The sequence below is a fragment of the Desulfonatronum parangueonense genome (assembly GCF_054656975.1).
In genome coordinates this window covers 3,517,503-3,535,597 of record NZ_BAAHXH010000003.1, presented here as the reverse complement: position 1 = coordinate 3,535,597, position 18,095 = coordinate 3,517,503, and the positions used below count along the sequence as shown (strand labels likewise).

Below are 18,095 nucleotides of genomic sequence, written 5' to 3'. Positions count from 1 at the left end.
TGCTATTCCACCACCACCGCACCGAACTTGCAGGATTGGCGGCAAGCACCGCACCGGATGCAGATCTGTTGATCGATGTGATGCGGCTGCTTTTTCGTTCCGGAAATCGCCTCCACCGGACAGACTTTGACGCAGGCCATGCATCCGGTGCAAGCCTGGGAATCAATGGAAAAGCTGATCAGAGCCTTGCAGACCCCGGCCGGGCATTTGTGATCCCGAATGTGCGCCAGGTACTCGTCCATGAAGGAGTCCAGTGTGGTCAGGGCCGGGTTCGGAGCAGTCTGGCCCAGGCCGCAGAGCGAAGCCTTTTTCATGGTGTCCCCGATCCCGCGGATCGTTTCCAGATCTTCGGCGCTGCCACGGCCCTCGGTAATGCTCGTGAGCAGGCGCAGCAGATGCTGGGTGCCCATGCGACAGGGCACGCATTTGCCGCAGGACTCGTTTTCGGTGAAGCCCAGGAAGTACTTGGCCACATCCACCATGCAGGATTCCTCGTCGATCACGATCATGCCTCCGGATCCCATGATCGAGCCGACCTGGGCCAGGTGTTCGTAGTCCACGGGCAGATCGTAGTGTTTGGCCGGCACGCAGCCGCCGGAAGGCCCGCCGGTCTGCACGGCCTTGAAGGCCTTGCCGTCCAGCACGCCGCCGCCGATGTCCTCGATGATCGTACGCAGGCTGATGCCCATGGGCACTTCGATCAAGCCGGTGCGGGTGATCTTGCCGGCCAGGGAAAAGGTCTTGGTGCCCTTGCTTTTTTCCGTGCCGATTCCGGCATACCAGGCGCCGCCTTTTTCCATGATCGCAGACACGGCGGCCAGGGTTTCGACGTTGTTGATGTTCGTGGGTTTGCCGAAGAGGCCGGATATGGCTGGAAAGGGCGGTCGCGAACGCGGCATGCCCCGCTTGCCCTCGATGCTCTGCATCAGGGAGGTCTCCTCGCCGCAGACAAAGGCGCCGGCTCCCATCTTGATGGTGATGTCGAAGTCGAAGCCGGAACCGAGAATGTTTCTGCCGAGAAATCCTTTGCCGCGCATCTGCTCGATGGCGGTTCGCAAATGCTCCAGGGCCAAGGGATACTCGGCCCGGCAGTAGACGTATCCATGGCCGGCGCCAATGGCATACCCCGCGATAAGCAGCCCCTCCAGCACGGCATGGGGATCGCCTTCCAGCACCGAGCGGTCCATGAATGCTCCGGGATCGCCCTCGTCGGCGTTGCAGATCACGTACTTCACGTCCCCTTGGGCCTTGCGGGCGAAACTCCACTTCAGGCCGGTGGGAAAGCCTGCCCCGCCCCGGCCGCGAATGCCCGACAGCTTGATCTCCTCGATCACGGCGTCCGAGCCCATGTCCACGGCTCGGGCAAAGCCGGAATAGCCGCCCCGGGCAATGTAGTGGTCGATGTTCGTGGGATCGATGAAACCGCAGTTGCGCGTCACGACGCGCAACTGATGCCGGATCATGGGCAGATCGACAAATCCGGGCAGTTCCTCGTTCTCAACGTCGTTCTCAGCGTTGTTCTTGGAATCGTTGTTCTTGGCGGCCTTGCCTTCCATTCGGCAAAGGGCATGCTTGTCCACGGGCCGACCTTCAAGGAGGTGACCACGGACCAGGTCCGGGACCATGTGAGCCGGCACGCCCTGGTACAGGATTTGTGCCCCGTCCGGTCCCTGGATTTCCACCAGCGGCTCGGCATGGCACATGCCCAGGCAGCCCACCTCGCAGATTTCCACGTCGCGCAGTTCAGGAACCTTGGCGCACTCCTCACGAAAAGCCCGCACCACTTCCACGGCCCCGGCGGCCCGGCCGCAGGTGGCCGCGCCGATGAGCACGCGCATCCCTTGCGGACGATTGAAGCGATCCCAGACCTGCCGGGCCTGTTCCTGGATATTGGCAAAGCTCATTCCAGATCCTCGAGCAATTTTTCCGTTTTTCGGGCGGTCATCTTTCCGTACACCTTGTCGTCCACCACGACCACAGGAGGCAGGGCGCAGGATCCGAAACAGGCCACCCGCTCCAGGCTGAAATTCTTGTCCTCGCTGGTTTCTCCCGGCGAAATGCCGATCTTGCGCACGATGGCGTCCAGGACCAAGCCGCCGCCGCGAACGTGGCAAGCCGTGCCCTGGCAAACCTTGATCCGGTGCCGTCCCGGCGGATGAAACCGGAACTGGGCGTAAAACGTGGCCACTCCGTAGACGTCGTTCTCCGAAAGGTTGAGGTGCGCGGCCGCCATGGCCACGGCCTCCGGAGACAGATAGGACATGCGGTCCTGGATTTCCTGGAGCATGGGAATGAGATTTTCGCGGCCCCGATCGTATTTTTGAAGAACTTCGGCAAGAATTATTCTGTCGTCTTCCGAAGTCGGCATTGTTGTCATACAGTCTCCGTCAACCCGGCTCTGAGCGCGGCATGATCATTTTGATGTCTTTTCGCAAGCTCTTACCTGTCCCACAGGTATTTCTCAACCATTATCCGGTCCCCGAACATGATCACCGGCCACCGGCCAGACCAGAAAATCGGGGTTTACCTTGAAGCCGACACCCAGCGCCCCTTTGTGCAGATAGAGCACCCAGGCCCAGTCCGTCTCGAAATAGCTGGTGGTGGACGACCAGTATCCTTCTCCGACATCCGAAAAGGGATGATCCGGCGGAAGCGCCGGGTTGTGCCGTGAACAGTCCACCAGGGATTCAAGCTCGTTGATGTTGGGAAGACGCCAGTCGCTGATCCCCGCAAAGCGCTCCAGACGCAACGCTTCAACGGCCTCCAGGCAATGCTTCCAGGAGACAGGCCCCCGGGTTAAATCCGCGCGGCGCAACCAGGTCAGACCGGTCAGGCGGTCCAGGACAACCTCGCTCCGGGTTTCAAGACGAGGTTGCGGCCAGTGCGCGCCAAAGCCAAATTCGCCGTCGTGCCCTGTCCCTTCACAGGCAATGGCTTGTCCGTCGGGATCGTAACAATGCCGCTGGCCTGTCCGGGGCATTATTTCCGGGTTGCCCCCGCGCACCGGCCACAACATATAGTATTGATTCTTGCGCCCATAGAACATCCGCGCTCCTTCCAGATGCACATACCACGCGTAGGCAGGATTGATCGCAGCGGAAGTGGAGGTCCAGTACCAGCCCAATACGACATCCGTGAAGGGATGACCCTCCGGCAAGGATGGTCTCTTCGTCTGGTAACTCATCAAGCTCCGCAGTTCTCGCCGGTTGGGCAACCGCCAATCATCATGCCCCAGGGCCTGTTCCCGGTTCAATTGCGCCACGAAGTCCAAGGCCTCGGACCAAGTCATGGGGAACTCGCCCAGGTTGGCGTTGCGCGGCCAGACCAGTCCGGTCAGGCGGTCCAACACCAGGTCCGCGTCAACTTGAAACCGCGGTTCCGGCCATATCAGGCCATGGCGGAACCGCCCATCCTGGATGGTTTCTCCGCAATCCAGCTCCCTGCCTCGCTCGTCATAGCACTTCGTCTGTCCAGTCTGAAGAATCATGGTTGTCGCAATAGTCCTTTTTGGCTCAAGCGTATGTATTCAAAAACCGATACGGATACTGAACCGCTTTCATCTCTTGTAGTCACTCAAGCCCCTAAGGGGATCCAAATTTTAGACTCAAGCAGATAGATAAGGCCAAGCAGTTGCCGGCGCAATTTAACGTGATGGAGCGGGTCCAGAGGAGCAGATCCAAGTACCACTCGGCAAGTTTCTCGTCCACGAAACTGTCCTTGATGATAATCAGCTTATCCAGCCGGATATGCTGGAGCTCCTTGGCCGGAAGAGTTGTCCTGGAAGTCGGCGGCGGCTTCCTGGTGGATCATGGCCTCGAAAGAACGTGCATGGATGTTGCACTGGACCAGCAATACATGTCAAAGGGTGAATTTGATGGCAATTATGAGAAGCCTGAAGAGCCAGAGCCGCAATGAACCATTGCGAAAAATTTGTGAGGCTGGAGAATCAAGGCAAACCAGTCCTCAGCTGTTGGAGTATAGAGCAGTTACGGACGCGGAAGCAGAGATAATAGGAGGTATGGCACCACATTTTTCACCCGACGTTTTTTTGTCCACCTTGATGGACAAAGATATTTTTGTCCACTAGAATGGACAAAAAAACGACTGGACAGAACGATGCTCGACGACGAAATTCTGCAACGCATAATAGATGACTGGTCAGATTGGTCACAGCGGCCCACTGACACCGTGCCGCGCGCCATGATTGAACAATGTGTGCTGACGCCGGAAGTCGTGACGGTGATCCAGGGCGTACGCCGTTGCGGCAAGTCCACGCTTTTGCGCCAGTTGGTGACGGCCAAACGCATTCCGGAAGACCAGGCGTTTTTTATCAATTTCGAAGATCCGCGCCTGGTGAATGACCTGGATTCTGCCTTGCTGGAACAGCTTTTACAGCTGGCAACGGCCCGCGGTGGTGAGCGACTGACATTCTTTCTTGATGAAATTCAGAATGTGGCCAACTGGCAAAAGTGGCTGAACACCCAACTCGAAAAGAAAAGCGGGCACTGCTTCGTAGTGACCGGCTCCAACAGCCAATTGATGGGCGGTGAACTGGCCAGCTCTCTCACCGGACGCCATCTGCGTCATGAACTGTTTCCCTTTGATTTTGCGGAGTTTCAGCTCTGGGGCCAAGCTGCCGAACTGGAACAATTTATCCATTTGGGCGGCTTTCCGGCGGCATTGGGTTTTCCTCAGCCGAAAAAACTGTTGCAGCAGTATTTCTCGGATATCATTGAAAAAGACATTCGCGAACGGGTTTCGGCCCGATCCAGCCGCCCACTGCAGGCAGTGGCCAAGATGGTCATGGAATCAGCGGGCTCGACGTTGAGCCTGCGGCGCATTGCCGGCGCATTGCAATTGAGCCCGGAAACCGTCAGCCATTATCTGCAAGCCTGCGAAGATGCCTACCTGACTTTCAGCTGCTCCTACTTTGCCTATTCCGAGGCGAAACGGGTGCGGCACAACCGCAAATACTACGCCATCGACACTGGACTACGCCGGGCAATCAGCACCCGGGTCGGGCAGGACCTGGGCAAGGACTTTGAAAATCTCGTTTATCTGACACTACGCCGCAAAACCACGGATATCAGCTACTGGAAAGGCAAAGGGGAAGTGGACTTTGTGGTCAACACCACGAATGGCATTACTCCGATTCAGGTGACCTACAGTGAACCACAACAGCGTCACGACGATGCCCTGGCAGAGTTCTACGGCCAATTCCCCCACGCCAATGAAGCGATATATGTGTCGCCCGAGTCTTTCGATGAGTTGATGAGTATGAGGTTGTGAGAGAAATTTCATGGACATCGCTTCACCGCATCGCACGTCTTGCCGCTCATGATGCGGAAATGATCGTGGAGAGGTCCCGGCTGAAATGAAAGCGTGGTGACGTGAATGGCCAATGAGGAGTACTCATCCGCGTTATGCAATCACCCAGGAATAAGGACCCCAATGATCAAAATCAGACCAGAAAACCCTCAAGATCAGGAGGCAGTCCATCACCTGAACCTGGCCGCCTTCGAGTACGGCCCGGAAGCGGCCCTGGTGGACAAGCTCCGTAGTTCCTGCAACGAGTATCTTGCCTTTGTCGCTGAGGAAGACGGTGATGTGGTCGGCCACATCCTGTTCACCCCGGCCACCGTGGACGGCTCGGACGTTGCGGGAATGGGCTTAGCGCCCATGGCGGTGCTGCCCTCCCATCAGCGCAAGGGCATCGGGTCTCGGTTGGTCCGACACGGGCTGGACCATCTGCGCCAATCCGGCTGCCCTTTCGTCATCGTCCTGGGCCACCCGGAATACTACCCGCGCTTCGGCTTCGAGCCGGCATCCAGATATCGGCTTCGTAGCCAATGGGAGGGGGTGCCGGATGAGGCCTTCATGGTTGCCGTGCTGGATCGCGACGCTTTGCCTGAAGAGGGCGGCACAGTGCGGTATCGGGACGAGTTTGATGCCGCGATGTAGGCGATTGAAAAGCGCCATTCGTGAAACTATTCACCCTTGATGGCAAGAGTCGAATACATAAGTATTTTTTAAAAGGCGGTTAAGACATGATCCTCCCTCGCCCGAGAGCATATATTGACTGGACGGTCCCTCTTGACGAATTTGGAAACGAAATCGGCGTGTGCCAAGACACGGCGACCTACCTCAAATATATCGAATGGCTCGCTGATTACCTTTACCACGCTGAGATTCCAGTTCCGGAAAACCAACTGCAAGACTTGGCGGAATTTGAGGCCAAAGAAGGAATCGCAAGCGCCGTATTTTGGCTTTCCGACGACTTGGGCTATTCAATTTGGCAAACTGAAATGATTGAAAGGTGCTTTCTGGATGGCATGTCGTACGAAGAACTTCACCAATCAGAAGTGGAACATTGGAACGAGATGCCTAATAATGAACGCGAAGCGTTTGAGGATACGGGAGAGGAATTCTTTACGCCAGAAGCGGAGTACAAGAGAATTGGCCAGGAGGCGGTTGAGGCCAAAAAAGTTCCTCCACATATTAGTCATGCCGACATTGCTTACCGCCCAATATTTGCAAAATTAATCAAGAAAGTGGCAAGCAAGGAGGAGCGGATAAAACATCTGAACTATTTTTATCACAATTACAATGAGTGCGCATCAAAATGAAGGCGGTGATACGACGGATCACCAGGGAGAAAAAAACTGAAATTTTGTACAAGTGCTCTGGAGGAACGCCATGTCCACGGCAAAAGAACCTGTTCGCGAGGTGCTGGAAATCCAGCCGGATGACGCTACTTATCCGAAGATCATGCAGGAACTGGCCTTTGATCGAATGGTGGCCAGGGGACTGGAGGATGCCCGGGCCGGTCGGATGATCGACAACGAAGATCTGCAAAGACGGATCAGGCAATGGCAAGACTGAAATGGACGCAGGAGGCCGAGCACTGGCTGCACGACGTTTTTACTATATCGCGCAGGGCAACCAAAACGCCGCGGCTTGTGTGGTCCACGGCATATACGACAAGGCCCAAATCTGACCGTTTTTTCTGAAATTAGCTACCGTTACCGAATCGTGGATGAAGGGGAAATACGTGTGCTGCTCTATGGTCATTACCGAATTGCCTATCTTTGCCACATCAATGCGGATTATGTCGCTGGTCGATATTTTTATCAGGTCAAGCGGTGGCAGAGATGGAAGATGAATTGTTGCGACTGCGCAAAGAAAACGCCCACCTCAAGGCTTTGCTGACCCAGCACGGCATTGAATGGGAAGCGCCTCCCGCCCCAGAACCCGTCACGACATCTCAGAAATCTCTATCCCCTGCCGCTCACTTCACCATTGCCGACAAAATTTCCCTTTTCCGCCGCCTGTTCAGGGGACGTGAGGATGTCTACCCAAAGCGTTGGGAGTCGGCCAAGAAAGGCACTTCCGGTTATTCTCCGGCCTGCGGCAACGAGTGGAAGCCTGGGGTCTGTCACAAACCCAAAGTCAAATGCGGCGACTGTAATCAGCGTTTGCTGCAACCGGTGACCGATCAGGTGTTTTACGATCATCTTGCCGGAAAACAGACCATCGGGGTCTACCCGCTGTTGACCGACGAAAACTGTTATTTTCTGGCGGCTGATTTTGATGAGGTCGGCTGGCGCGAGGATGCCGGGGCCTTCATGCAGACTTGCCGAAAGTTGGGAATTCCAGCGGCACTGGAGATCTCCCGTTCCGGCAATGGCGCGCATGCTTGGATATTCTTCGCTAGCCCGATTCCAGCCTACGAAGCTCGGCAGCTCGGGTCAGCGTTGATCAGCTACACTTGCGACCGCACCCGGCAACTGTCCTTGACCAGTTATGATCGCTTGTTTCCCAACCAGGATACACTTCCCAAGGGCGGCTTCGGCAACCTGATCGCGCTTCCCTTGCAAAAACAGCCGAGGACTTTGGGGCGCAGCGTATTCGTTGACGAACAGCAAGAACCTTATTCAGATCAATGGGTCTTTTTGTCATCGATCCGCCCCTTGTCGCGGAGAGATGTGGAGGATGCCATGCTTCGGGCCAGCGGTGGTCGTCATCCTATGGATGTGGCTTTCGCGACCGAGGATGAGGACAGCAAGCCTTGGCAACGCCCAACGCCCGATTCCAACAAGATACCTGGCCCGTTGCCGGACTCTCTGCACTTGGTGCTGGCCAACCAGATTTTCATCTCCAAGGCCGATTTGCACCAATCGCTGGCCAATCGCCTGATCCGGCTTGCAGCTTTCCAGAATCCGGAGTTCTACAAGGCCCAGGCCATGCGCTTTCCGGTTTGGAACAAGCCCCGCGTTATCGGTTGCGCCGAAAACTACCCCCAACATATCGGCTTGCCGCGTGGCTGTATCGATCAGGTGATGAGTTTGTTGCAGGAGAACGGCGTCCGCCCTGAACTGCAAGACGAACGTCTGCTGGGGCGGAAGGTAAGTGCAACGTTTTCCGGCTCGTTACGGAAGGATCAAAAAGCGGCGGTGCGGGAGATGCTCAAACACGAGGTCGGCGTACTTTGCGCCCCTACGGCATTCGGCAAAACCGTCACCGCCGCCGCTCTGATCGCCCGCCGCAAGGTCAGCACGCTAGTGCTGGTGCATCGCACCGACCTGCTGCGCCAGTGGGAGGCGAGATTAGCCGGTTTTCTGGAGCTTCCGAAAGACGAACTGGGCATTATCGGCGGCGGCAGGAAGAAACCTTCCGGCAAGATCGACATCGCTGTCATGCAGTCGTTGTCTCGCTGTAAAAATTTAGGACTACTCCTGGACGAATACGGGCAGATCATCGTGGACGAATGTCATCATCTGTCGGCCTTTTCCTTTGAGTCGATCCTCAAGCAGGCCAAGTCCAGATACGTTGTCGGTCTGACTGCCACGCCGATGCGACGGGACGGGCATCAGCCGATTATCTTCATGCAGTGCGGACCGATTCGCCATAACGCCGTCCGCCCTGAAACCGCCCCTGCTCAACTGGAGGTCTGGCCGAAGATGCTGCCCACTCCTGAGATTCCGCCGGATTCAACTATCCAGGATATATTCCGTATCCTCGCAAATGATCCCGAACGCAATCGACGGATTGCCGAGGACGTGTTGGCCGCTTATCGGGAAGGACGAAAAGTGCTGGTTCTCTCTGAACGAACGGACCATCTGCAGCTGTTGCGAGACTCTATGGGGGACGAGGTGGACCACTGTTTTGTTCTGCATGGCCGTTTGTCAAAAAAACATAGAACGGAAGTGCTCACTGAATTGAATGCACTGGCGGAATCGTCCCCCAGAGTTCTTTTCGCCACCGGTCGCCTGATTGGAGAAGGATTCGACCACCCGCCGCTCGATACCTTGACCCTGGCCATGCCGATCTCCTGGAAGGGAACCTTGCAGCAATACGCAGGACGTCTGCACAGGGAACATGCCGCCAAAAAAGATGTGCGGATCTACGATTATGTCGAGACGGATAACTCCCAGCTTGCCCGCATGTGGGAAAAGCGTCAGCGTGGCTACCGGACGATGGGGTACCAAGTCCGTTCCATGTAGAAATCGATTCGATGCCCCTTCATTCCACCACACCAGGACAGCGTCCCGGAGTTGATGGGCGAACTTGAGAAGTTCTGGCACAACGAGAAGATCGTGGTCCCGCATCTGGTACGCTTCGCCATCAGCCACTACCGATTCGAGACCATCCGCTCCTTCCTGGAGGGCAACTAGGATATTCGAATTCCAACCTGCTTTATATTCAGATAGAAATGTGAAGGGTCAGTCTGTACGTCATGCAAGGCGAATGGATGGATTTCCAAACGCAGATCAACCCGTCTGCGATGCTTGCCGATTCTTAGCATGTCAAAATATGGAACACCTTGAAAATCCTTGGAAACCACAGCGACATCAATATCGCTCTCGTCGCTGGCCCTGCCCTCCACCACGGAACCGAACAGGTAAGTAACCGCGACATCAATGCCGTCCTGGCGCAAGAAGTCGAGAAACATTTTTGCCTTGTTTATGAATATATCTTTTTCAGTAGGCATTGCAGTGGACATAGGGCATGGCGGGTCTCCTGGGGAGCAGAACGGACGAAAGGGCAATCGGTAAACTGATTTTTTTCATACCCTGTGGTCAAAAAGAGGGCAAATGAACGATAAGGTGAGAGGTTAGGCGATTAAGCGCCTAACCTCTCACCCAATGATTTCCTCGAAATACCCCACCAATTCCCGAGCCCGCTGGCGGGCGGTGTGTTTGGCCAGGATTTTTTCTCTGGCGTTGTGGCCGATCCGGGTTCGTTCCTCTTCGGGGATCTCCTTCAGAAAGGCTAGGGTGTCCGCGGCGGAGTGGGAGATCAGGATTTCCTTGCCGGGCGCGAGCAGCTCGTCCAGTCCCTGCCAGTAGTCGCTGATGATGGGCACGCCGCAGGCGCCCGCCTCGAACAGGCGCACGCTGGGCGAATATCCAGACCTGATCATGTCAGATCGGGTAATGTTCATGGTGTAGCGCTGGGAGCAGTAGAAATCCCGGTGTTCGTCGGGGGGGACATGGGGCAGGTACCGCAGGTTCTCCGGCCACTGCACGCTTTGCGGATACTGGGCTCCGGCGGCCGTGAACCGGCCTTCCGGCCAGCTCCGGGCTGCATCGAGCATCAATCTTTCCAGGGGCGGCTGACGGTCGTCGCTGTAGGTGCCCAGGTAGCCGAGATCCCAGCGCATCGGGGCGGGCGTCGGATAGTAGAAGTCCGGGTCCACGCTGCAATACAAAGCCCTGGCCGCCGGTGAACCGTACTTGCGTTCCAGCAGTTCCAGGGTTGGTCCGCCGGTGAAGGACAGGTACAGATCAAACCGGGCGATCTGGTCAGTGGCCAGGTAAGGACAGTCGTTGTTTTCCAGTCTTGCCAGAGTAACGGGCGTGTCGATGTCGTAGAAGGCTTTCACTCCCCTGGCTTGCCGGATCACGAATGCGCAGACCTCCACTCCTTCCGGCACGTAGGAGCCCACGATCACCAGGTCCGCGGTCCGGATTGTTTCAGCATGCGCACCCTGCAGTTCGGCAAGGTCCTCATAGAGTACCAGGCGGCAATACTCCGGATTGGGTAGATCCCGGTTGCCGGAGTACCAGGGCACGTTGCGTTCCAAAAACGTCACCGCGTGCCCGGCTTTGTCCAGTTCCTTCACCAGCCCCCGGAACGTGGTGGCATGCCCGTTGCCCCAGGACGAGGTGATGGACAGGCCCAGGATGGTGATTTTCAGAGGCGTCATCGGCTTTCTTCCTCCTCGGCGAAAAATTTGCCCGAAAACGCAGAATGCAAGCTTCGGACCATGGTTGTCGACCCGCCATACCCATTCCGCCGACCCATTCGCCCTTGGCCCCTTCTGACAGGGCCGACTCGTTGCCATTGCGGCGTTAGCGGAAAGAATGCTAAGCGGACACACATCACCCACATTCTTGTCAAGGGATAGGCAGGGGCGCTTTGCGTACCGCCCCTCCGGCAGGCCGTGCATCCGCATGGGGTTGCCCAAGACAGCTTTCGACCGCCAAATGCCAACCTGCTCTGAACCATCCCTTGCCAAGACACCCAAAACCGGAGCACCACCTTGGCCCAACTGGAACATATCGAAGCCATTGAAAAACGACTCTGGAGCGCGGCGGACACGCTGCGGGCGAACTCCAACTACGCCAGCAACGAGTATTTTCTGCCCGTAATGGGCCTGATCTTTCTGCGGCATGCCTACAGCCGGTTTCTGGCGGTCAAGGACGCCATCGAGGCCGACCTGCCCACGCGCGGCGGAAAGACCCGTGCGCTGACCAAAGAGGATTTCTCCCAAAAGAGCGCCATTTTCCTGCGTCCCGAAGCCCAGTTCGACTCTCTTGTCGCCCTGTCCGACGGAGACGACCGGGCCAAAGCCATCATCGAGGCCATGGAGTCCATCGAGGCAGACTATGAAAGCCTGCGCGGCGTCCTGCCCAAGAGCGAATACCAGGAGTTGAGCAATCCCGTCCTCGGCCAGCTGCTGCGCACCCTGAATCCGGATGAACTGAAACAGGTCTCCGGCGACGTGTTCGGGCGGATTTACGAATACTTCCTGACCCAGTTCGCGGACCAGAAGGCCCACGACGGCGGCGAATTCTTCACCCCGGTGTCCTTGGTCTCGCTCATTGCCCATGTCATCGACCCGCAGGGCGGCAGTTTGCTCGATCCGGCCAGCGGCAGCGGCGGCATGTTCGTGCAGAGTGCCCGCATCGTGGAGGAGCAGGGGCGGAATCCGGTGGACAGGCTGACCTTTTACGGCCTGGAAAAGAACGCCACCACCATCCGTCTGGCCAAGATGAACCTGGCGGTGCACGGCCTTGAAGGCGACATCAAGCGAGCCATCACCTACTACGAGGATCCGCACGAACTGCTGGGCAAGGCCGATTATGTTATGGCCAACCCGCCATTCAACGTGGATGAAATTGATGCGGACAAGGTCAAGACCGATCCCCGTCTGCCCTTCGGCCTGCCCGGTGTGAACAAGAAGGGCAAGGTCTCCAACGGCAACTACATCTGGATCAGCTACTTCTACAGTTACTTGAATGAGCATGGACGGGCAGGATTTGTCATGTCCTCCCAGGCCTCCAGTGCCGGGCGCGACGAAGCCAAGGTTCGTCAGAAGCTGGTGGAGACCGGCGACGTGGACATCATGATCGCCATCCGCTCCAACTTCTTCTACACCCGGACCGTCCCTTGTGAACTCTGGTTCCTCAACCGGGCCAAGCCCGAAGCACACCGCGACAAGGTGCTGATGGTCGACGCCAGGAACATCTATCGGAAAGTCACGCGCAAGATTTACGATTTTTCGCCGGAGCAGGAAAAGAACATCCTGGCCCTCGCCTGGCTCTACCGTGGCGATACAGAGCGATATCTCAGTCTCGTGGCTGGTTATTGCCAACGTGTGCTGGCCGAGGGCGCGAACTGTTTTGCGACAATGGCCGACAAGGGCGATACCGGGGCGACCGGCCGGTCGCCCCTGCCGGATTTCACGGACGCAATGGCCACGCTACGTGATGTCGTTGATATTGAGGCGACCGGCCGGTCGTCCCTACACGAAGAATTCGACGAGGCCATGTCTTTGTTCACGGCGGACGCAGACGCCTTCCGGAAATCCATCACCCAGCAGCAGGCGCAATGGGACGAGCAAAATCCAACCAATGGCGAACTGAAAGCAGCCGTTGATCGGCTTTCCCCGCTGGTGGAAACAAGCCGAAATCTGGTCAAGCAGAGCGACATGCTGTTCAAGCTGGCCTCCAGGCTGACACAATCCGAACCCTCAAACGGGCAAGACCATCCCCCCTCTCCCCCTGGGAGAGGGGCCGGGGGTGAGGGTGCGCCCGCATGCATACGCCCCAACGACCTCCGCAAACGGATCAAGGCGCTTGATGAAGCCCGCGCCCTGGCCGTGGAACAACTCAAGCAGGTCCGCTATTTCTGGAAGCAGGCCAAATGGCTGACCGAACGTTTCCCGGATGCGGAACTGCGCGATGTGGAAGGGCTGGCCAAGCTGGTGGGCCGGGCCGAGATCGCGGCCAATGACTGGAGCCTGACCCCCGGCCGCTACGTAGGCGTAGCCCCGGAAATGGAGGAGGATGGCTTTGACTTCGAGGAAGCCCTGCGGGAAATCCATGTCGAGCTGGAGGACCTGAACACCGAAGCCGTGCGTCTCGCCGCGACGATCAAGAAGAATTTCGAGGAATTGGGGATATGAGTATTGCCGAGCTGCTTAAGGCCGACGAGGGCAAGACCCTGGAGTTTAAGCAGGATCTTTCTTCTCCCAAAAACCTGCTCAAGACCCTGGTGGCCTTTGCCAATACCTCGGGCGGCAAGATCGTCATCGGCGTGACGGACACGAGTCGCGAGGTGGTGGGAGTGGACAATCCACTGGATGAGGAGGAGCGGCTCTGCAATCTGATCGCGGACTCCATCAGCCCCCACCTGGTGCCCAATGTCGAGATGACCACGGTTGAGAGCAAGACCCTGCTCGTGATCGAAGTTTTTCTCAGCAACTCCCGCCCGCACTATCTTCGCTCCGCTGGACCGGAAACCGGGGTCTACGTCCGGCTTGGCTCCAGCAACCGCCAGGCCGACCGCGAGCTGATCGCCGAGCTGCGCCGTTCGGTGGAAGGCGTTTCCTTCGACGCCCTGCCCATGCCGGAGTTGAGCCTTGCCGATCTGGACCACGAAGCACTGCAAGCAGCCTTTGGTACGAGCCGGAAGCTGGATGACCAGGCCTTGCTGACGCTGAAACTGCTGACCCGCCATCAAAACAGGCTGGTGCCCACGAAAGGTGGGATTCTGCTTTTCGGCCGACAACGGACGCAGCATTTTTTCGATGCCTGGATTCAGTGTGGCCGTTTCTATGGAACCGAGAAAATTGATATTTACGACCACATTGAGATCGACCTCCCCCTGCCCAGGGCCGTTGACGAGGTCCTGCTGTTTCTCAAAAAACACGCCTACCGCGGAGCCGATCTCTCCGAGGTGCGCCGCAAGGACGTCTGGAGCATTCCCCTGGGGATTTTGCGCGAAGTGATCATCAACGCCCTTGTCCACAGCGACTACTCGCAACGGGGCGCTCCCATCCGGGTGGTCTTTCTGGATGACCGCATCGAGGTGGAAAGCATGGGTATTCTCCTGCCCGGCCTGACCATCGAAGAAATGAAGGAAGGCACCTCCCGGATTCGCAACCCGGTCATCGCCCGCGTTTTCAAGGAACTCCACCTGATCGAACAATGGGGCACCGGCGTGCGCCGCATATTCGCGGAAGCCCGGGAAATGGGACTACCGGAACCCAAGATCGAAGAAGTCGCCATGCGCCTGCGCTTCACCGTCTATCTGGCGGAACCGCACCGCATTTCGACAGACATACGTAAGGCGGGGCCTGAAGAACAGGCAGAGGCAACCACACAGCAAGTAACCCAGCAAGTAACCCAGCAAGCAACCCAGCAAGTAAAAAGACTGCTGGCCGTTTGTATTGGAGAAGTAAGCAGGGCCGAACTGATGAAAGCCACTGGCCTGAAAGATCGCGTAACGTTTTCCAAAAACTACCTGGACCCGGCCCTCGCAGGAGCTTTCATCGAAATGACCCAGCCTGATTCCCCCACAAGTCCGACACAGAAATACCGGTTGACCGAAAAAGGGAAACAGGTGCTGGAGGATGGGATATGAAAAATTGTGAAACAGCCTGTTTCGCTTTTTGTGCAAGAGAGGCTTACACATTCTCCGTAATGGAAGACCTGAACGCCGGATCCATGCGCCTCGCCGCGACGATCAAGAAGAATTTCGAGGAGCTTGGGGTATGAGAACCAAGGTTCAAACAGTCCCGCTTGCCTCTGAAGTTTCTTTCCTTTCGGGCGGCACACCTCGGATGAGTGATTCTCGATTTTGGGGAGGCGACATACCGTGGGTATCTTCAGGAGAAATGACCGAAAGCCGCATTTCGCTTACTGAGCGCCGCGTCACAGAGGAAGGAGCGCAAAACGGTACAAAGCGAGTGCCTGCGAATACAGTGTTGGTGGTTGTTCGTGGAATGTCGCTGGCCAAAGAGTTTCGCATTTCGATTACAGAACGAGATGTCACGTTCAACCAAGACATCAAGGCTCTACGACCGTCTGAAAGAATCGACCCTTGGTTTTTGTTTTATTATCTGAAATCTCAACGGCATTCCATCCGAGATTCTGCCACGGATGCTTCGCACGGCACCAAGAAACTGGAAACCCGTGTGCTTGAGCAGTGGCCTCTTCCATTACTCGATATCCAGACTCAACGGTTCATCGCTTCCGTCCTCTCCACCTACGACAACCTCATCGAAAATAACCGCCGTCGGATTCAGTTGATGGAGCAGGCGGCGCGGCTGCTCTACAAGGAATGGTTCGTTCACCTTCGTTTTCCTGGCCACGAGCACGTCAAGATTGTGGATGGGGTGCCGGAGGGGTGGGAGAAGAAAAACGCCTTTGATGTAATAGATGTACTCAGTGGCGGAACACCCAAGACAACGAATCCGTCTTTTTGGAATGGGGATATCCCTTTTTTTACTCCTAAAGACGCGACCGATTTTGCTTATGCGCACGACACAGAGAAGTCCATCACCGAAGCCGGATTAAAGAACTGTAATAGCAAACTTTATCCGAAGGGTACCGTTTTCATTACTGCCAGAGGGACGGTTGGCAAAATCAATCTCGCCCAACGCCCCATGGCAATGAACCAGTCCTGCTACGCGCTTGTTGCTCATCCACCACTTAACCAGCAGTTTCTCTTTTTCGCCTTGGTAGATGGAGTAGAACAGTTTCGTAGCCGTGCTGTCGGCGCGGTATTCGATGCGATCGTCCGGGATACATTCAAGTTGATTCCTTTCGTTGTGCCGGAAGAAAAGCTGATTTCAGCTTTTATGGGGCACGTATCCCCAATGCTTGCTCAGGTTGATAACCTTTCTGGACAAGTTCGAAGCCTAAGAAAAGCCCGCGACCTCCTCCTGCCCAAATTGATGAACGGAGAGATAGCCGTATGAGCCATGAGGACCAGCATACAGACCGCAAATCGATCAGGGTCGTTACCGGCAAGAATCCAGCTTGGCAGGAGATCGCCAAGGATTGTGTGTGCTTTGCCAACGGCAGCGGCGGCCGACTACTGATCGGCATCGAAGAAGGTGAGAGCGAGCCTCCGCAAGGTCAGCGTATTGCCCCCGCCTTGCCGGAAAAAGTGCAAAAACGGGTTGGTGAATTAACCGTGAACGTTCCTTGAACTCATCATTCATCGTGCTCCTGGCGTCGCCTCCACCAGCGATGGCCGCTATTTCCTGCGGATTGGTGATTCCTGCCAACCAGTACTGGGTGATGATGTCTTGCGGTTGGCCAACGAACGACCAGGACGCCCATGGGAGACAATGGACAGCTTCGTTTCCCGCAAAGCGCTGGATGCCGAAAAAATGACGTATTTTGCCTCGGCCATTCTGACTTCGGATCGCGTTAAAGAGTCGGTCAAGGAAAAAAGCGCCGATGAATTGCTGTACCATTATGGCCTTTCTATGGAGACCAACCTGACCAACCTCGGGGTCCTCTGCTGGGAACGGCCGTACAGCGTCGCAATCTTGGGACCGCTCCGGTGGTACAGGCTATCAAGTATGACGAACTGAACAACAAGATTAACAAATGGGTGTGGGACGATCACGCACTGTCGCCTTTGAGCAGATTGATGCCATCTGGCGCGAAATCCCGGATTTCCGTGAATCCTACGAAGTCGCGGAAGGATTCTTTCGACGTAACGTACCCGCTTACGATGAAAAAGTGGTGCGCGAGTTGTTGGTAAACGCCTTGGTCCACCGGCCATATACGCAACGAGGCGATGTCTTTATCAACCTCTATCCGGAACATTTGGAGGTAATCAATCCAGGGCGCTTGCCATTGGGGGTGACGCCACGCAACATTCTTCATGCAAGTCGCCGCCGCAACGACGAATTGGCTAGGGTTTTTCATGATCTTGGTTTGATGGAGCGAGAAGGTAGCGGATTCGATCTAATCTACGACCGTCTTCTTTCTCAAGGCCGGGCCATGCCTCACCTTGAAGAAGGGGCAGACTGGGTCAAGGTGACCATTCAAAGGCGTATTTTGAAACCGGAAGTGATGAAAATGTTGACCGTCGTGGATGCACGATATCGTCTGACCCAGCGCGAGCGCATTACTTTGGGAATCCTGGCGCTCAGCGAAGGCATGACGGCAAACGAACTGGCTGCAGGTTTGGAACTTGGCAGCACTGATGCGTTGAAGCCTTGGCTTGGACGTTTGCAACGGTTTGAGATTGTGAATCAAACAGGCAGGACCAAAGGCACTCGATATTTCGTCGCACCTGGCCTTTTACGGCGGCTTGAGTTTCCCTCTCAAACCAGCCTTGCCCGGATTGAGCCGCACCGTCTGGAAGCCTTGATCTTGGAGGATCTACACCGCTATCCAGGATCAGCGATCGGGGAAATCCATCATCGAATCGGAAAAGAAATTATACGGCGACAGGTGAAATCAGCACTGGATCGACTGCGGATCAAGGGGAATGTTGAACATAAAGGTGATAACCGTGGCAGAAGGTATTGGGCAGTCGGGTAAAGAAATCAACATGGATCC

Annotated in this window: 18 protein-coding genes; 13 read left to right on the top strand and 5 right to left on the bottom strand. The window is 56.3% G+C overall.

Features of this window, described 5'->3' with window-relative positions:
- Window positions 1-2: 2 nt before the first annotated feature.
- The 3 genes from nuoF to ACYQ15_RS15860 all read right to left on the bottom strand — a co-directional run bounded on the left by nuoF (window position 3) and on the right by ACYQ15_RS15860 (window position 3,487).
- Window positions 3-1,904, bottom strand: a complete 1,902-nt coding sequence (gene nuoF, locus ACYQ15_RS15870; RefSeq protein WP_459938476.1) for an NADH-quinone oxidoreductase subunit NuoF — start codon at window positions 1,902-1,904, stop codon at window positions 3-5.
- Window positions 1,901-2,377: an NADH-quinone oxidoreductase subunit NuoE gene (gene nuoE, locus ACYQ15_RS15865; RefSeq protein ID WP_459938475.1), complete on the bottom strand. Its 477-nt coding sequence runs from the start codon at window positions 2,375-2,377 to the stop codon at window positions 1,901-1,903. The genes nuoF and nuoE overlap by 4 nt, the downstream gene beginning before the upstream one ends.
- An 84-nt stretch (window positions 2,378-2,461) precedes the next feature.
- Window positions 2,462-3,487, bottom strand: coding sequence for an Lcl C-terminal domain-containing protein (locus tag ACYQ15_RS15860; protein ID WP_459938474.1), 1,026 nt, complete (start codon window positions 3,485-3,487; stop codon window positions 2,462-2,464).
- 272 nt (window positions 3,488-3,759) lie between these two features.
- On the opposite strand from ACYQ15_RS15860, the gene ACYQ15_RS15855 reads away from it, so the two are divergent.
- From ACYQ15_RS15855 to ACYQ15_RS15830, 6 genes are all read left to right on the top strand, one after another.
- Entirely contained in the window at window positions 3,760-3,915 is a 156-nt protein-coding gene (locus ACYQ15_RS15855) for a hypothetical protein (protein ID WP_459938473.1), read from the top strand.
- Window positions 3,916-4,200: 285 nt separating this feature from the next.
- The gene (locus ACYQ15_RS15850; protein WP_459938472.1) at window positions 4,201-5,289 is read left to right on the top strand and encodes an ATP-binding protein; all 1,089 of its coding nucleotides are present in this window, start codon (window positions 4,201-4,203) and stop codon (window positions 5,287-5,289) included.
- A gap of 162 nt (window positions 5,290-5,451) precedes the next feature.
- Entirely contained in the window at window positions 5,452-5,961 is a 510-nt protein-coding gene (locus tag ACYQ15_RS15845) for a GNAT family N-acetyltransferase (protein WP_459938471.1), read from the top strand.
- Between the two features lie 86 nt (window positions 5,962-6,047).
- Complete coding sequence (locus ACYQ15_RS15840) at window positions 6,048-6,626, top strand: hypothetical protein (protein WP_459938470.1); 579 nt, start codon at window positions 6,048-6,050, stop codon at window positions 6,624-6,626.
- A gap of 70 nt (window positions 6,627-6,696) precedes the next feature.
- Window positions 6,697-6,882, top strand: a complete 186-nt coding sequence (locus ACYQ15_RS15835; RefSeq protein ID WP_459938469.1) for a hypothetical protein — start codon at window positions 6,697-6,699, stop codon at window positions 6,880-6,882.
- Between the two features lie 269 nt (window positions 6,883-7,151).
- A complete protein-coding gene (locus ACYQ15_RS15830; protein WP_459938468.1) occupies window positions 7,152-9,503 on the top strand; it encodes a TOTE conflict system archaeo-eukaryotic primase domain-containing protein in 2,352 nt (783 codons plus the stop codon).
- Between the two features lie 167 nt (window positions 9,504-9,670).
- Here the strand turns inward: ACYQ15_RS15830 and ACYQ15_RS15825 are convergent, their stop codons facing one another.
- The gene (locus ACYQ15_RS15825; protein WP_459938467.1) at window positions 9,671-10,003 is read right to left on the bottom strand and encodes a nucleotidyltransferase domain-containing protein; all 333 of its coding nucleotides are present in this window, start codon (window positions 10,001-10,003) and stop codon (window positions 9,671-9,673) included.
- A 135-nt stretch (window positions 10,004-10,138) separates the two neighbouring features.
- Window positions 10,139-11,209 carry a CgeB family protein gene (locus ACYQ15_RS15820; protein WP_459938466.1) on the bottom strand — a complete coding sequence of 357 codons (1,071 nt, stop codon included), beginning with the start codon at window positions 11,207-11,209 and terminating at the stop codon, window positions 10,139-10,141.
- 336 nt (window positions 11,210-11,545) lie between these two features.
- Here ACYQ15_RS15820 and ACYQ15_RS15815 point away from each other — a divergent pair, with 336 nt between their 5' ends.
- From ACYQ15_RS15815 to ACYQ15_RS15785, 7 genes are all read left to right on the top strand, one after another.
- A complete protein-coding gene (locus ACYQ15_RS15815) occupies window positions 11,546-13,693 on the top strand; it encodes a class I SAM-dependent DNA methyltransferase (RefSeq protein ID WP_459938465.1) in 2,148 nt (715 codons plus the stop codon).
- Window positions 13,690-15,153: an RNA-binding domain-containing protein gene (locus tag ACYQ15_RS15810; protein ID WP_459938464.1), complete on the top strand. Its 1,464-nt coding sequence runs from the start codon at window positions 13,690-13,692 to the stop codon at window positions 15,151-15,153. Before ACYQ15_RS15815 ends, ACYQ15_RS15810 begins: the two co-directional genes overlap by 4 nt.
- Window positions 15,150-15,287 carry a hypothetical protein gene (locus ACYQ15_RS15805; protein ID WP_459938463.1) on the top strand — a complete coding sequence of 46 codons (138 nt, stop codon included), beginning with the start codon at window positions 15,150-15,152 and terminating at the stop codon, window positions 15,285-15,287. The genes ACYQ15_RS15810 and ACYQ15_RS15805 overlap by 4 nt, the downstream gene beginning before the upstream one ends.
- Complete coding sequence (locus tag ACYQ15_RS15800; RefSeq protein WP_459938462.1) at window positions 15,284-16,492, top strand: restriction endonuclease subunit S; 1,209 nt, start codon at window positions 15,284-15,286, stop codon at window positions 16,490-16,492. Before ACYQ15_RS15805 ends, ACYQ15_RS15800 begins: the two co-directional genes overlap by 4 nt.
- Window positions 16,489-16,725: an AlbA family DNA-binding domain-containing protein gene (locus tag ACYQ15_RS15795; protein WP_459938461.1), complete on the top strand. Its 237-nt coding sequence runs from the start codon at window positions 16,489-16,491 to the stop codon at window positions 16,723-16,725. Before ACYQ15_RS15800 ends, ACYQ15_RS15795 begins: the two co-directional genes overlap by 4 nt.
- Window positions 16,726-16,867: 142 nt before the next feature.
- Window positions 16,868-17,116 carry a hypothetical protein gene (locus ACYQ15_RS15790; RefSeq protein WP_459938460.1) on the top strand — a complete coding sequence of 83 codons (249 nt, stop codon included), beginning with the start codon at window positions 16,868-16,870 and terminating at the stop codon, window positions 17,114-17,116.
- A 16-nt stretch (window positions 17,117-17,132) separates the two neighbouring features.
- Complete coding sequence (locus tag ACYQ15_RS15785) at window positions 17,133-18,077, top strand: ATP-binding protein (RefSeq protein WP_459938459.1); 945 nt, start codon at window positions 17,133-17,135, stop codon at window positions 18,075-18,077.
- Window positions 18,078-18,095: the final 18 nt, after the last annotated feature.